Annotated in this window: 16 protein-coding genes; 15 read left to right on the plus strand and 1 reads right to left on the minus strand. The window is 64.3% G+C overall.

Annotation, left to right across the window (positions count from 1 at the left end; translation table 11 throughout):
* The first annotated feature begins 83 nt into the window (after nucleotides 1–83).
* On the plus strand, nucleotides 84–4,160 hold the full coding sequence (locus BIU82_RS15725; protein ID WP_083292376.1) for a hypothetical protein: 4,077 nt from the start codon (nucleotides 84–86) through the stop codon (nucleotides 4,158–4,160).
* Nucleotides 4,161–4,355: 195 nt separating this feature from the next.
* Here the strand turns inward: BIU82_RS15725 and BIU82_RS15730 are convergent, their stop codons facing one another.
* Nucleotides 4,356–5,783 carry a GH1 family beta-glucosidase gene (locus tag BIU82_RS15730; protein ID WP_070350357.1) on the minus strand — a complete coding sequence of 476 codons (1,428 nt, stop codon included), beginning with the start codon at nucleotides 5,781–5,783 and terminating at the stop codon, nucleotides 4,356–4,358.
* 381 nt (nucleotides 5,784–6,164) lie between these two features.
* Between BIU82_RS15730 and rpsJ the strand changes: the two genes are divergently transcribed.
* The 14 genes from rpsJ (at nucleotide 6,165) to rplE (ending at nucleotide 13,143) form a co-directional block, all read left to right on the plus strand.
* Nucleotides 6,165–6,473 (plus strand): 30S ribosomal protein S10, encoded by a 309-nt coding sequence (rpsJ, locus tag BIU82_RS15735; RefSeq protein WP_003803825.1) that lies wholly within the window; start codon nucleotides 6,165–6,167, stop codon nucleotides 6,471–6,473.
* 18 nt (nucleotides 6,474–6,491) lie between these two features.
* The gene (gene rplC / locus BIU82_RS15740; protein WP_070350358.1) at nucleotides 6,492–7,142 is read left to right on the plus strand and encodes a 50S ribosomal protein L3; all 651 of its coding nucleotides are present in this window, start codon (nucleotides 6,492–6,494) and stop codon (nucleotides 7,140–7,142) included.
* A 4-nt stretch (nucleotides 7,143–7,146) separates the two neighbouring features.
* Nucleotides 7,147–7,764 (plus strand): 50S ribosomal protein L4, encoded by a 618-nt coding sequence (gene rplD, locus BIU82_RS15745; RefSeq protein WP_070350359.1) that lies wholly within the window; start codon nucleotides 7,147–7,149, stop codon nucleotides 7,762–7,764.
* Nucleotides 7,761–8,066 carry a 50S ribosomal protein L23 gene (rplW, locus tag BIU82_RS15750; protein ID WP_070350360.1) on the plus strand — a complete coding sequence of 102 codons (306 nt, stop codon included), beginning with the start codon at nucleotides 7,761–7,763 and terminating at the stop codon, nucleotides 8,064–8,066. The genes rplD and rplW overlap by 4 nt, the downstream gene beginning before the upstream one ends.
* Nucleotides 8,067–8,095: 29 nt before the next feature.
* Nucleotides 8,096–8,935: a 50S ribosomal protein L2 gene (gene rplB / locus BIU82_RS15755; protein WP_070350361.1), complete on the plus strand. Its 840-nt coding sequence runs from the start codon at nucleotides 8,096–8,098 to the stop codon at nucleotides 8,933–8,935.
* 12 nt (nucleotides 8,936–8,947) lie between these two features.
* Complete coding sequence (gene rpsS, locus BIU82_RS15760; protein ID WP_070350362.1) at nucleotides 8,948–9,229, plus strand: 30S ribosomal protein S19; 282 nt, start codon at nucleotides 8,948–8,950, stop codon at nucleotides 9,227–9,229.
* A 38-nt stretch (nucleotides 9,230–9,267) separates the two neighbouring features.
* A complete protein-coding gene (gene rplV, locus BIU82_RS15765; RefSeq protein WP_070350363.1) occupies nucleotides 9,268–9,633 on the plus strand; it encodes a 50S ribosomal protein L22 in 366 nt (121 codons plus the stop codon).
* Nucleotides 9,634–10,455 (plus strand): 30S ribosomal protein S3, encoded by an 822-nt coding sequence (gene rpsC, locus BIU82_RS15770; RefSeq protein WP_070350364.1) that lies wholly within the window; start codon nucleotides 9,634–9,636, stop codon nucleotides 10,453–10,455.
* Nucleotides 10,456–10,872 carry a 50S ribosomal protein L16 gene (gene rplP / locus BIU82_RS15775; RefSeq protein ID WP_070350365.1) on the plus strand — a complete coding sequence of 139 codons (417 nt, stop codon included), beginning with the start codon at nucleotides 10,456–10,458 and terminating at the stop codon, nucleotides 10,870–10,872.
* Between the two features lie 2 nt (nucleotides 10,873–10,874).
* Entirely contained in the window at nucleotides 10,875–11,195 is a 321-nt protein-coding gene (gene rpmC, locus BIU82_RS20260) for a 50S ribosomal protein L29 (RefSeq protein ID WP_070350366.1), read from the plus strand.
* Entirely contained in the window at nucleotides 11,192–11,488 is a 297-nt protein-coding gene (gene rpsQ / locus BIU82_RS15785) for a 30S ribosomal protein S17 (RefSeq protein WP_070350367.1), read from the plus strand. The genes rpmC and rpsQ overlap by 4 nt, the downstream gene beginning before the upstream one ends.
* Before the next feature lie 342 nt (nucleotides 11,489–11,830).
* Complete coding sequence (gene rplN / locus BIU82_RS15790; protein ID WP_070350368.1) at nucleotides 11,831–12,199, plus strand: 50S ribosomal protein L14; 369 nt, start codon at nucleotides 11,831–11,833, stop codon at nucleotides 12,197–12,199.
* Nucleotides 12,200–12,202: 3 nt separating this feature from the next.
* Complete coding sequence (rplX, locus tag BIU82_RS15795; RefSeq protein ID WP_070350369.1) at nucleotides 12,203–12,565, plus strand: 50S ribosomal protein L24; 363 nt, start codon at nucleotides 12,203–12,205, stop codon at nucleotides 12,563–12,565.
* Nucleotides 12,565–13,143 carry a 50S ribosomal protein L5 gene (gene rplE, locus BIU82_RS15800; RefSeq protein ID WP_070350370.1) on the plus strand — a complete coding sequence of 193 codons (579 nt, stop codon included), beginning with the start codon at nucleotides 12,565–12,567 and terminating at the stop codon, nucleotides 13,141–13,143. Before rplX ends, rplE begins: the two co-directional genes overlap by 1 nt.
* Nucleotides 13,144–13,182 lie beyond the last annotated feature (39 nt).

Here is a 13,182-nt window from a genome sequence, read left to right on the forward strand (position 1 = left end):
GGGCTTTCTTTTGCTATGATTTATCTATCGATTGGATAAATGCTGGAGATCGTGTCCGGCGTTGGCAGCAGGGGGAATGGCGGATGGCCGGTTTGCTGGTGGGATTGTTGATCCTGGTGGTTGTGCTGTGCGGGGTCTCTGCCCTGTTTGGCTATGCGGTGGGCGTCACAAAGGGCAAGCGGCTCGCTGTGGGGAACGACGACGCGCGGTACCGCTCCGGATTCCTGGCAGGCCATTTCGCGGGTTGGCAGGAGGCCGCGGCGCGTTTCGGACCGCCATCCTTGGTGCCGCCGGTGCCCCGTGGCCCCGCCTCGCACTTCATTGCACAGCCCGTGGCCAAGCCCCAGGCCGCAGCCGTTCCCGCTGCTCCGCCGCGTCCCGCGCCTACCGTTGCCCCAATGACGCCGCCGGCCCCACCGCCCACGCCCGAGGAGCTCGCGGCCAAGGCCGAACGCAAAGCCAAGCGCGAGCGGCAGAACATCAACATCACCCTGTACGTGGCGAGCCTCCTGCTCGTTGCGTCCGCGGCGCTTTTCATCGGTTCCGGCCTCCCGGCCGCGCTGCGCTTTGCCGGCGTCTGGGTGATCACCGTGTTGTTCTACGCGGGCGGTTTCATCCTGGCGGCGAAAGCACCCCGCCTGCGGGCGGCCGCTCTGGCCTTCACCGGCACCGGCTTGGCGCTCATCCCTGTCACCGGGCTGGCGATGTACAACTTCGTCCTCCACCACGGCCCCTCTGCATGGCTGGTGACATCGTTGGCAGGCACAGCGGCGTATGTCTTCGCAGCCGTCCGCCTGGACAGCAAGGTGCTGGCCTATCTCTCCTTGACCTTCGTCGTTTCCTCGGCGTGGTCCGGTGTTTCCATGCTGGGTGGCGCGCTTGTCTGGTATTTCGTCGCGTTGATCGGCCTCGCCGTCGTCCTTGGTATCGCGAATCTCAGCGGCCTGCGTGGCGTACCGTCGATTTACCTCCGGCCCTTGCAAGTGCTGCATCCCTGCGTCGTGCCGTTCGTGGCGGTCGCCGCGACCTTCGCTCCGCGTTTCCTCGGCCCTGGCGACTACGCGCTCATCATGGCGATGTGCGGGCTGTACCTTGCGGTGGCGTCGGCGTTCCGCAGTACACCGGGCCGGAAGTTGCATTTCCTCGGGGCGCGCGCTTGCCTCACGGTCGCGGCAACTGTGGCCGTGTCCGACGCCGGTGCCGGACTGGGCGCCGTCCTGTACTTTGCCTCGCTGTTGCTCGGCCTTCAAAGCATCGGGGTGGCATTCGCGTCCGCACAGCTCGACAAATGGTTCCCTGTCGTTCCGGCACGCCCGCGGCCCGACGATCACGCAACCACTGCCTCGGAGCCGGGAGGCTTCTGGCGTTTGGACGCGCTGGTGGGCTTTGTGTTGCAGCTCAGCGCCGTACTCGTCGCGACGGTCATGCTGGTTCCGCAGCGGGAGCTGCCCCTCGCGTTGCCTTTCTATTCGGCGCTGGTGTGCGCGCTGGTCCTGGCGTGGAAGCTTCGCGGCAGCGCGGAACTGCTTCCGGCCGGCGTCTTGCTGGCAGCTTCACCGTTTGTGCCTTCCCTCGGAGGGGGCCCGACGGCGGTCCTGCTTTTGGCTGCGGCGGTCGCCTGGGGGCTCAGGTGCGTTCTTCCGGGAACGGCGGGCATTGTCCGGCGCCGTTTCGTGCTTGCCGCCCGGATTGCCTTGACGCTCGCGGTGCCGGCGTTCCTTATGGCTGCCTTGCCTGCGTCCGCGGAACGGCCAGCCGTCGCCGTTCTGGGCTTCATCACGGCCTGCCTCGCGCAGTTGGTGTTCGAGGCGGGGGCGGTGCGTACCGGCCTCCAGTTGCATGGCCCGGACGCGTCGTTGGCCGGATTTGGCGCAGCCGCAGTGGTCTTCCTTCCGTTTGTGTGGGTGCTCGAAGCCGCAACGGGAGACCACATGCTCAGTGCCACGACCGCGGTGGCCATCGGAGCGGCGTCCGCCGTCGCCGGCTTCCTGCTGTCCGGCCGCGAGGGCGCAAGGCGCCCCGGCCTGCGGGACGGCTTGGCCCCGGCCATGATGCTGGCGGCCGGACTCTTCGCCTTCACTGCGTTGCCTTTGATATGGGGGAACTTCCTTCTCGTCCTTGGCGTCGGCTATTTCACGGGCCAGGCTGTCCGTCCCGGCAACGGACTGCAGCGGCAGCTCCATGCCTGGGCAGCGAGGACCGCCTTCACCCTCCTGCTGTGCACGGCGTACCTGCAGTTCCTCGACGCCGGCGGTGCCTTGGTCTTCTTCGCGGAGTCTGTCTCGCCCGCAGCCGTGGTTTTCGCGGCATGCGGTGTCCAGCTGGTGGTCGCCCTGATGAAAGCGGCGCGCCGGCTGCGTGCCGCAGCGGGGGAGTCCGCCGTCGCCCTCGCGTTCATGGCCATGGCATGGGCTTTCTTGTCGCTCTCGGAACCCGGCAGCTGGCAGCATGGTGGCCTGGCGGTGGCATTGGCCGTTGCCGCCGCGGCGGCGGGATTCCTGCTCAGGCGGACGGCGGCGTCCGTGGCGTTCGCGCCCGCGGCGTTCTTCCTGCTGCTGGTCTTCGGTCCCGGCGGTATCCACCAGCTTGAGCTGGTCCTTGGGGTTTTCGCCGTCTTTTGTGCCGTCATGGTGGCAGCGTCTGCCGGGCCTACGGCGAAAGGCGTCCATTTTGCGGCGGTCCGGGTCCTCACCGCAGCCCTGGCAGGGGTGCTTGCGTACGACCTGGCCGCCTCGGTCACGGTGGTCTCGTTGACTCTTGCCGCCGTGTTCCTTGCCCAGCACGTAGTCCAATGCGCCGCGCGCAGGCTCTTGGCTGAGGTTCCCTTCCAGCACGAAGCCGTCTGGATCACCCTGGCGGCCCAAGCGGTCCTGCCTCTGGTCTACATCTTCCAGCAGGCCGACGACGGCGGACGCTGGGTCCTGCTGCTCGAATTGCTCCTGCTGGGGTGCTCGGCCTTCGCAGCGGACCGTTTCCTTGCCGCGACGGGCGCACGCTACATCGCAATACCGGCGACGGTTGCCCTTGTCCTTGCCGCGGGCCTGGAGATTCCTCTGCAGAGCCCCGAGTGGCTCGGCGTGCCGCTCCTTGACCGCGTAGGCATGGTCGTTGCCCTGCTCGCACCGGCCGCCGCCGTCATGGCCGTGCGGCTGCGCATTACGCCGGGGCCGGCGGCCGACCGTTGGTTCTGGCTGTGGGCGGCGGCCGTTTTCATCGCTTCCGCTTATGTCCTCGCCATCCGGATCGACGCAGCGGCCGGTGCCTCATTGCTGCTCGGAGCCTTGTTGTGCTTCGAAGCCTCGCACCTCGAGCGGATGCCCAAGGCCTACCTCGGGGCGGTGCCACTGAGCCTGGCCGGTGCCACCGTGCTGGCCTCGGGCCTGCCTTCGGCGGGGGAGTGGACGGAGTTCCTGCCGTGGCTGTGCGGCTGCTCTGTTGCAGCCGGCTTGCTTTATGCGGGGTACCGTGGGGCTCCCGTCACGGTCCGGGGCGAGCAGTGGCGCCGCCTTCCGCTGCTTGCCGGCTCGCTCGGCGGTCTTGGCGTGTCCGCCGTCGTCGGGCTGCTGCGTGATGCCACAGCCTTGGCCGGGACAGGCCTGCTGGCTGCGGCCGCCGTCATCGTCGTCGTCGAAGTTCCCCGCAAATACGCGTGGCCATGCGGCGAGGCTGCTGCGGTACTCCTGCTCGCGGCCGTGCAGCGGGCGCTCCTTTTCGCCAGCGGACGGACGCCGGACTTCTTTTGGGCAGCCCAGTGGTTCGTGGTCCTGGGAGCCGTTCTGGCAGTACTGTGCTACATCCGCTCCAGGGGTGGTGCGCCGGGCACGACGGGGGCGCGGGGCAGGATGATTGCCGCCGCGGCCCTCTTCACCGTCTCCGCAGCCGGCACCCTGCTCGCCGGGACGGCACCTCAGCAACTGTGGGTTCTCGCGGGATTCGTCCTGTTGCTGGTGGCGGGACTGCTGCTCGGCGAACGGATTTTCACCTGGTGGGGCGCGCTCGGGGTGGCGGCGAGTGTCCTGTGGGCGATGCGGGCCTATGCCTTCGCGCTCCTGGCGCTTACTGCCTTGGCGCTCATCGGCTTTGCCGTGTGGCGCCTGAACCGGACCAAGGAAGCGCCTGCTCCCGTGGCGGAGGGCCGTCCCGTGGACCCGCGGTCTTGATAGCGTTGCTGGCGGAGAGGAGACGTCAATGGACTTTGTCATAGTGTTGGCCGTTATCGCAGGGGTAGCCGCTGCCGTGTTGTGGGGGCGCAAGTACTTTCGGCACGAAATCGAGCGGGCAAAGCGGATCCGGCGGGCGAACAAGCAGAAGTAGCGTATTTCGCACGCCTGTGCCACCAAGCAGCCTTCGCTGCTTCAGGCGCGCCGTGCACGGCTGAGGGACCTGTACCAGTGGAATGATTCCTTGGGAGTCCGCTGCTGGGTTTCGAAATCGACGTGGACCAGCCCGAAACGCTGCGAGTAGCCGGCGGCCCATTCGAAGTTGTCCAGCAGCGTCCAGACGTAATAGCCTCGCAGCTCGACGTCCTCTGCGACTCCGCCGGGGCTGGTGGCTCCAAGGGCCTGGCCAAGGTGGGCGGCAAGATACCCCACACGTTCCGTGTCGCGCACTGTTTCCGTGACGCGGGCAGGCTCAGGGAAGCTGGCCCCGCTTTCCGTGATCATCACCGGTGGCAGGGAAGCGCCGTAGCGGTCCTTGAGCGTCCGCAGCATGGTTCCAAGGTGCTCCGGGGCCACGGGCCAGCCGAAGCCGGTCACCTTGTATTCGGGAAACGGCACCAGGTGGAACGGCAGCTTGGCCATCACGTCGCTTTCACCCGCCGGCGTGTTCCGGGTGCCGCCGCCGGCCGCGATGCGCACGGGGTAGTAGTAGTTCACCCCGTAGAAATCCAGCGGCTGGTGGATGGTGCGCAGGTCCTCGTCGGGGGCGCTGTTCAGCAGTCTGAACCATGGGCGCACCAGCAGGGGCGGTACCGGATAGCTTCCCGTCAGCAGGGGATCGGAGTAGATCCTGTTCACCAGCAAGTCGAAAGTGTCGGCCATCAGCTTGTCGCGGTAGCCGCCACCTGCCGCAGTGACGGGGGCGTGCATATTGGCGACGCCTATGCCGCCGGGAACGCCGGCCGCGCGCAGCGCCTGGACTGCCAGGCCGTGGCCGAGCAGTTGGTGGTGGACCGCGGGAAGCGCGTCGAAGAGGAGCCCGTGCCCGGGCGCGTGCACACCGAGTCCGTAGCCCTGCAGCGCGACTGATACCGGTTCGTTCAGGGTGACCCATTGGGCGACGCGGTCGCCCAGCCGGGCGGCCACCACTGCGGTGTATTCACCGAACCGTTCCGCGGTCGCGCGGCTCAGCCAGCCGCCGTCGTGCTCCAAAGCGAGGGGTGTGTCCCAATGGAAGAGGGTCACCATCGGCGAAATTCCGGCGGCCAGCAGCTTGTCGACCAACCGGTCATAGAAGTCCAGGCCTTGTTCGTTGACCGGCCCCTTCCCGTCGGGCTGGATCCGGGGCCAGGAGAGCGAGAAGCGGTAGGAGTCGACGCCGAGCTCGCGCATCAGCGCGATGTCCTCGCCGCTGCGGTTGTAATGGTCGCACGCGACGGCGGGGGAGCTGCCGTCGCTGATGGCGCCCGGCTTCTCCGCGAAGGCGTCCCAGCTGGACGGACCGCGCCCGTCGACGTCGAGCGAGCCTTCGATCTGGAAGGCCGCAGTGGCCACGCCCAGGACGAATCCGGCCGGAAGCAAGCGCGCGAGCTGCTCGACGGAAGGTCCATCCTGGACGGTCATGACCCCATCATCCTGACCGCCGCGGGGGATGGCAACGGGTGTTGGCCGCCCGATTCGCATCTGCCGCCGAATTCCGGCATACTAGATGAGTTGTTCAAGCGCTCCTTCGCGTCCCGATCCGGATAATGCCGGGTGCAGGGTCCAGGCTGGAGCCCAAACATAACCCAGATCCCCAAAGGAACTACGGGTCGTTTTGCGTGAAAATCGCGACACGCCCGACCGCGGGGGTCGGAGCATCGGCGGTCTGAGGAACCCGGATTTCCGGATTCAGGCCGTGCGGTGGGTGGTGGTAGAACCTCAATTGCTTCGGCAGCCACGGAACGCAAGTAAACAGGGCAGCCCTAACCCAGGGAAGCACAGACTGAAAGAGAGTCAGGCGACATGGCGGGACAAAAGATCCGCATCCGGCTGAAGTCATATGACCACGAGGTCATTGATGTTTCAGCGCGGAAGATCGTTGAGACGGTCACGCGCGCAGGCGCAACGGTAGTAGGCCCGGTGCCGCTTCCGACGGAGAAGAACGTGTACTGCGTTATCCGCTCTCCCCACAAGTACAAGGACAGCCGTGAGCACTTCGAAATGCGTACTCACAAGCGTCTGATCGACATCATCGACCCCACGCCGAAGGCTGTTGACTCGCTCATGCGTCTCGACCTGCCGGCTGACGTGAACATCGAAATCAAGCTCTAAGGGAGGTGCTGAGAGACTATGACCGCAACCCGCAACGTTAAGGGCCTGCTGGGCACGAAGCTCGGCATGACCCAGGTCTGGGACGAGAACAACAAGCTCATCCCGGTAACTGTCGTCCAGGCTGACTCCAACGTCGTCACCCAGCTGCGCAACGCAGAGACCGACGGCTACGTCGCCGTTCAGATCGGCTACGGCCAGATCGATCCCCGCAAGGTCACCAAGCCGCTGGCTGGTCACTTTGAAAAGGCCGGCGTCACCCCGCGCCGCCACGTCGTCGAACTGCGCACTGCAGACGCCGCGTCTTACGAGCTGGGCCAGGAGCTTTCTGTTGAGCTCTTCGAAGCCGGCCAGAAGATCGACGTCGTCGGCACCAGCAAGGGTAAGGGCTTCGCCGGTGTTATGAAGCGTCACGGCTTCTCCGGCGTCGGTGCTTCCCACGGTGCACACAAGAACCACCGCAAGCCTGGTTCCATCGGTGGCGCATCCACCCCGAGCCGCGTCTTCAAGGGCCTGAAAATGGCCGGCCGCATGGGCGCCGTACGTCACACCACGCTGAACCTCACGGTTCACGCTGTTGACGTTGAGAAGTCGCTGCTCCTTATCAAGGGTGCCGTCCCCGGTGCCCGCGGCCAGGTCGTACTCGTACGTTCCGCCGTGAAGGGAGCCTAGTTAAATGACTAGCACTGTGAAGGTTGACCTGCCTGCAGAGATCTTCGACGTCCAGACCAACGTGCCGCTGCTGCACCAGGTCGTCGTCGCACAGCTCGCTGCTGCACGCCAGGGTACCCACAAGACCAAGACCCGCGCTGAAGTTTCCGGTGCCGGCCGCAAGCCGTTCAAGCAGAAGGGTACCGGCCGCGCCCGTCAGGGCTCGATCCGTGCTCCGCACATGACCGGTGGTGGCATCGTCCACGGCCCGACCCCGCGTGACTACACCCAGCGCACCCCCAAGAAGATGAAGGCCGCTGCTCTCCGTGGCGCCCTGTCGGACCGCGCCCGCAACGGCCGCATCCACGTCGTCGCTGAGCTGGTTGCCGGCACCAAGCCGTCCACCAAGGAAGCCCTGGCGACGCTGAAGGCTGTTACCGAGCGCAAGAACCTGCTCGTCGTGATCGAACGCGCCAACGATGTTGCTGCACTGTCCGTGCGCAACCTCGCCGACGTCCACACCCTCTACGTGGACCAGCTGAACACCTACGACGTTCTGGTTTCCGATGATGTGGTCTTCACCAAGGCTGCTTTCGAAGCGTTCGTCGCTGACAAGGCAAAGAACGAGGAGGCCGCCAAGTGAGCGTCACCACCATCAAGGACCCGCGCGACGTCGTCATCGCACCCGTCGTTTCGGAAAAGAGCTACGGCCTGATCGACGAGGGCAAGTACACCTTCCTGGTGGACCCCCGTTCGAACAAGACCGAGATCAAGCTGGCCGTGGAGAAGATCTTCTCCGTCAAGGTCGAATCGATCAACACCATCAACCGTGCCGGTAAGCGCAAGCGCACCAAGTTCGGATGGGGACAGCGCAAGAGCACCAAGCGTGCGATTGTCACCCTGAAGGAAGGCACTATCGACATCTTCGGCGGTCCGCTCGCGTAGCGGAGACCACTTTAACGAGGAAATAAATTATGGGAATCCGTAAATACAAGCCGACTACCCCGGGCCGTCGCGGCTCGAGCGTAGCCGACTTCTCTGAAATCACGCGATCGACTCCGGAAAAGTCGCTGCTGCGTCCGCTGCACAAGACCGGCGGCCGTAACAACACCGGTAAGATCACCACCCGCCACAAGGGTGGTGGACACAAGCGCCAGTACCGTCTGATCGACTTCCGTCGCCACGACAAGGACGGCGTCAACGCCCGCGTTGCCGAAATCGAGTACGATCCGAACCGTACGGCCCGCATCGCGCTCCTGCACTACGTTGATGGCACCAAGCGTTACATCATCGCCCCCAACAAGCTGTCCCAGGGCGACTTCGTTGAGGCCGGTCCGGACGCTGACATCAAGCCGGGCAACAACCTGCCCCTGCGCAACATCCCCGTTGGTACCGTGATCCACGCAGTTGAACTGCGTCCGGGTGGCGGCGCCAAGATGGCCCGCTCCGCCGGTGCCTCGGTGCAGCTCGTTGCCAAGGAAGGCCGCTTCGCCCAGCTGCGTCTGCCCTCCGGTGAAATCCGCAACGTCGACGTGCGCTGCCGCGCAACGATCGGCGAAGTCGGCAACGCCGAGCAGTCGAACATCAACTGGGGCAAGGCCGGCCGTATGCGCTGGAAGGGCGTCCGCCCGACCGTGCGTGGTGTCGCCATGAACCCGGTTGACCACCCGCACGGTGGTGGTGAAGGCAAGACCTCCGGTGGTCGCCACCCGGTCAACCCCAACGGCAAGCCCGAGGGCCGTACCCGCCGCCCCAACAAAGAGAGCGACAAGCTTATTGTTCGTCGCCGCCGTACTGGCAAGAACAAGCGATAGGAGCCTGGACACATGCCACGCAGCCTGAAAAAAGGTCCTTTCGTTGACCAGCACCTCTTTGTGAAGGTCGCCAAGGAAAACGAAAAGGGCACCAAGAACGTCATCAAGACCTGGTCCCGCCGTTCGATGATCATCCCGGACATGCTGGGTCACACGATCGCCGTTCACGACGGACGCAAGCACATCCCGGTGTTTGTCACTGAGTCGATGGTCGGGCACAAGCTCGGCGAATTCGCTCCCACGCGGACTTTCCGCGGCCATGTCAAGGACGACCGTAAGGGCAAGCGCCGCTAAGGCGCTCGTTCTACGGCTAAGACGAGAGAAGGAAAGCAATGGAAGCCAAGGCTATTGCGCGTCACATCCGCGTAACGCCTATGAAGGCCCGGCGCGTCGTCAACCTTGTTCGTGGCAAGCAAGCGAACGAGGCTCTGGCAATTCTGAAGTTTGCCCAGCAGGCAGCTTCGGAGCCGGTATTCAAGGTAGTTCAGTCGGCAATGGCAAACGCCCGCGTCCTCGCGGACCGCGACGGCGTTGCCTTCGACGAGAGCGACCTCTACATCAGCGAGGCGTTTGTTGACGAAGGTCCGACCATGAAGCGGTTCCAGCCGCGTGCCCAGGGTCGCGCCTACCAGATCAAGAAGCGCACGAGCCACATCACCGTGGTAGTCGCCACCCCGGAGAAAGAGGAGGCTCGCTAAGTGGGACAGAAAGTAAACCCGCACGGGTTCCGACTCGGTATCACCACCGATCACGTTTCGCACTGGTTCGCTGACAGCACCAAGAACGGCCAGCGGTACAAGGACTTCGTCCGCGAAGACATCCGTATCCGCCAGCTCATGTCCACGGGCATGGAGCGCGCCGGCATCGCCAAGGTTGAGATCGAGCGCACCCGCGACCGCGTCCGCGTGGACATCCACACGGCACGTCCGGGCATCGTCATCGGCCGCCGCGGCGCCGAAGCAGACCGCATCCGCGGCGAGCTCGAAAAGCTGACCGGCAAGCAGGTCCAGCTGAACATCCTCGAGGTCAAGAACCCGGAGATCGAAGCACAGCTGGTTGCCCAGGGCGTTGCTGAGCAGCTGACTTCCCGCGTGGCATTCCGCCGTGCGATGAAGAAGGCCATGCAGTCCGCACAGCGTGCGGGCGCCAAGGGCATCCGTATCGCCTGCTCGGGTCGACTGGGCGGCGCTGAAATGTCCCGCTCCGAGTTCTACCGCGAAGGCCGTGTGCCGCTGCACACCCTGCGCGCGAACATCGACTACGGCTTCTACGAGGCCAAGACCACCTTCGGCCGCATCGGCGTGAAGGTCTGGATCTACAAGGGCGACGTCACCGCCAAGGAACTGGCTCAGCAGGCAGCTGCTGCTCCGTCCCGCGGCCGCGCCGGTGACCGCCCGGGCCGCCCGGGTGGCGACCGCCGTCGTCGTAACGACCGTCCGGCAGCTGAGGCAGCACCCGCTGCCGCCGAAGCTCCGGCAGCTGAAGCTGCTGCTCCGGCAGCAGAAGGAGGACAGGCTTAAATGCTTATCCCACGTCGAGTCAAGCACCGTAAGCAGCACCACCCGGGTCGTTCCGGCGCTGCAACGGGCGGCACCAAGGTCAACTTCGGTGAGTTCGGTATCCAGGCCCTGAGCCCGGCATACGTGACCAACCGTCAGATCGAATCCGCCCGTATCGCGATGACCCGCCACATCAAGCGTGGCGGTAAGGTCTGGATCAACATCTACCCGGACCGTCCGCTGACGAAGAAGCCGGCCGAAACCCGTATGGGTTCCGGTAAGGGTTCTCCGGAATGGTGGGTCGCAAACGTCAAGCCGGGCCGGGTTCTCTTCGAACTCTCCGGTGTCAATGAAGAGGTAGCTCGCGAGGCACTGCGCCTGGCAATCCACAAGCTGCCGTTGAAGGCACGCATTGTGCGTCGCGAAGGTGGTGAATAGAAATGGCAGTAGGATCCAAGGATCTGGCTCCCGCACAGCTGGACGGTTTCGACAACGAGCGTCTCGTTGAAGAACTCCGCAAGGCCAAGGAAGAGCTGTTCAACCTGCGTTTCCAGTCCGCCACCGGCCAGCTGGAGAACCACGGTCGCCTGCGCGCGGTAAAGAAGGACATCGCCCGCATCTACACCGTTCTTCGTGAGCGCGAGCTGGGCATTCGTGCCGAGGTTGCCGCACCGGTTGTGGAAGCCAAGGAAGAAAAGAAGTCCAAGAAGGCTGCCAAGGCTGAAAAGGCCGAAGCTGAAGCCGGAGAGGACGCCAAGTGAGCGAGAAGGAAACTGTGACGGAAGCAGCAGCCAGCGCTGAACAGCGCGGTTACCGTAAGACGCGTCGCGGCTACGTTGTCTCGGACAAGATGGAAAAGACCATCGTTGTCCAGGTTGAAGACCGCGTGAAGCACGCTCTGTACGGCAAGGTTATTCGCCGCACCTCGAAGATCAAGGCTCACGACGAAGAGAACACCGCCGGCATCGGCGACCTCGTCCTCATCGCCGAGACCCGCCCGCTGTCCGCTACCAAGCGGTGGCGCCTGGTGGAGATCCTCGAAAAGGCCAAGTAAATCCGAGGCCGGTCCGCCGGCTGGGACTTACTGGAAGGGCCCGCATTCCGCAAGGGATGCGGGCCCTTCCGCGTTTCGGCCCAGGGCCGAAAGCATGCTAGGATATTGAGTTTGTATGGCGCCATTAGTGCGTCTGCAACCACCTCGTAAACAATCGTGCCATGGCATACTGCCCCGCGCCGGTTTCCCCGGCAAGGGAAGCTGATGCTTCTGGCATGGGCGTTTAGGCCTGCTCTGGCAAAATCCAGGCAGGTCCAGAGACACCCCGATCAACCGTTCCGCAAGGCTCATTCCGTATGCACGATTTCGGCTTGAGAACCGGCGCGACGCAAGGAGTAAAAATTGATTCAGCAGGAGTCGCGACTGAAGGTCGCCGACAACACGGGTGCTAAGGAAATCCTTACCATTCGCGTTCTCGGTGGTTCCGGCCGTCGCTACGCAAGCATCGGCGACGTCATCGTCGCAACCGTCAAGGACGCTATCCCGGGCGGCAACGTAAAGAAGGGCGACGTCGTCAAGGCCGTCGTCGTTCGCACCAAGAAGGAACGCCGCCGCGCGGACGGTTCCTACATCAAGTTTGACGAGAACGCAGCTGTGATCCTGAAGAACGACGGCGACCCCCGCGGTACCCGTATCTTCGGCCCGGTTGGCCGCGAGCTTCGCGACAAGAAGTTCATGAAGATCGTCTCCCTGGCTCCGGAGGTGCTGTAACCCATGGGTGCAAAGATCAAGAAGGGTGACCTCGTTCAGGTCATCACTGGCGCCAAGCAGGAACGCGGCGGCGACCGCGGCAAGCAGGGCAAGGTTCTGCGCGTTTTCCCTGAGGCCAACCGCGTCCTCGTGGAAGGCATCAACCGCGTGACCAAGCACACCAAGGTCGGACAGTCCCAGCGTGGCACCACCACCGGCGGCCTCGAGATCGTTGAGGCTCCGATCCACATCTCGAACGTGGCTCTGGTTGACCCCACCACCAAGAAGCCGACCCGCGTCGGTTTCCGTGTTGAGACCGTTGAGAAGGACGGCAAGAAGAAGACCGTTCGCATCCGCGTGTCCAAGGCCACCGGGAAGGACATCTAATGACTGAGACTCTCGAGACTCCGGTAAAGATCGTTCCGCGTCTGAAGACCAAGTACGCCGAATCCATCAAGCAGTCCCTGCTCGAGGAATTCAAGTACGAGAACGTGAACCAGGTTCCCCGCCTCGTGAAGGTCGTTGTGAACATGGGTGTTGGAGATGCCGCCAAGGACTCCAAGCTGATCGACGGCGCTGTCCGCGACCTGACCCTGATCACCGGCCAGAAGCCGCAGGTCACCAAGGCCCGTAAGTCCATCGCCCAGTTCAAGCTGCGCGAAGGCATGCCGATCGGTGCGCACGCCACCCTCCGTGGCGACCGCATGTGGGAATTCGTGGACCGTCTGGTCACCCTCGCCCTGCCCCGTATCCGCGACTTCCGCGGCCTCAACGGCAAGCAGTTCGACGGCAACGGCAACTACACCTTCGGTCTGACCGAACAGGTTATGTTCCACGAGATCGACCAGGACTCCATCGACCGCGTCCGCGGCATGGACATCACGGTTGTCACCACCGCCAAGACCGACGACGAAGGCCGTGCACTGCTCAAGGCACTCGGCTTCCCGTTCAAATCCGAAGACTAATCAACTACGTAACAGGTCCGCTGGCTTGCCCCTCTAGGG

The organism is Arthrobacter sp. SW1 (genome assembly GCF_001766675.1).
Lineage (GTDB): Bacteria > Actinomycetota > Actinomycetes > Actinomycetales > Micrococcaceae > Arthrobacter.

What these genes read in the sequence shown, in the direction of transcription:
- BIU82_RS15725 (WP_083292376.1), top strand. Translation starts at nt 84, where the DNA reads ATGGCCGGTTTGCTGGTGGGATTGTTGATCCTGGTGGTTGTGCTGTGC.
- BIU82_RS15730 (WP_070350357.1), bottom strand. Translation starts at nt 5,783, where the DNA reads ATGACCGTCCAGGATGGACCTTCCGTCGAGCAGCTCGCGCGCTTGCTT.
- rpsJ (WP_003803825.1), top strand. Translation starts at nt 6,165, where the DNA reads ATGGCGGGACAAAAGATCCGCATCCGGCTGAAGTCATATGACCACGAG.
- rplC (WP_070350358.1), top strand. Translation starts at nt 6,492, where the DNA reads ATGACCGCAACCCGCAACGTTAAGGGCCTGCTGGGCACGAAGCTCGGC.
- rplD (WP_070350359.1), top strand. Translation starts at nt 7,147, where the DNA reads ATGACTAGCACTGTGAAGGTTGACCTGCCTGCAGAGATCTTCGACGTC.
- rplB (WP_070350361.1), top strand. Translation starts at nt 8,096, where the DNA reads ATGGGAATCCGTAAATACAAGCCGACTACCCCGGGCCGTCGCGGCTCG.
- rpsS (WP_070350362.1), top strand. Translation starts at nt 8,948, where the DNA reads ATGCCACGCAGCCTGAAAAAAGGTCCTTTCGTTGACCAGCACCTCTTT.
- rplV (WP_070350363.1), top strand. Translation starts at nt 9,268, where the DNA reads ATGGAAGCCAAGGCTATTGCGCGTCACATCCGCGTAACGCCTATGAAG.
- rplP (WP_070350365.1), top strand. Translation starts at nt 10,456, where the DNA reads ATGCTTATCCCACGTCGAGTCAAGCACCGTAAGCAGCACCACCCGGGT.
- rpmC (WP_070350366.1), top strand. Translation starts at nt 10,875, where the DNA reads ATGGCAGTAGGATCCAAGGATCTGGCTCCCGCACAGCTGGACGGTTTC.
- rplX (WP_070350369.1), top strand. Translation starts at nt 12,203, where the DNA reads ATGGGTGCAAAGATCAAGAAGGGTGACCTCGTTCAGGTCATCACTGGC.
- rplE (WP_070350370.1), top strand. Translation starts at nt 12,565, where the DNA reads ATGACTGAGACTCTCGAGACTCCGGTAAAGATCGTTCCGCGTCTGAAG.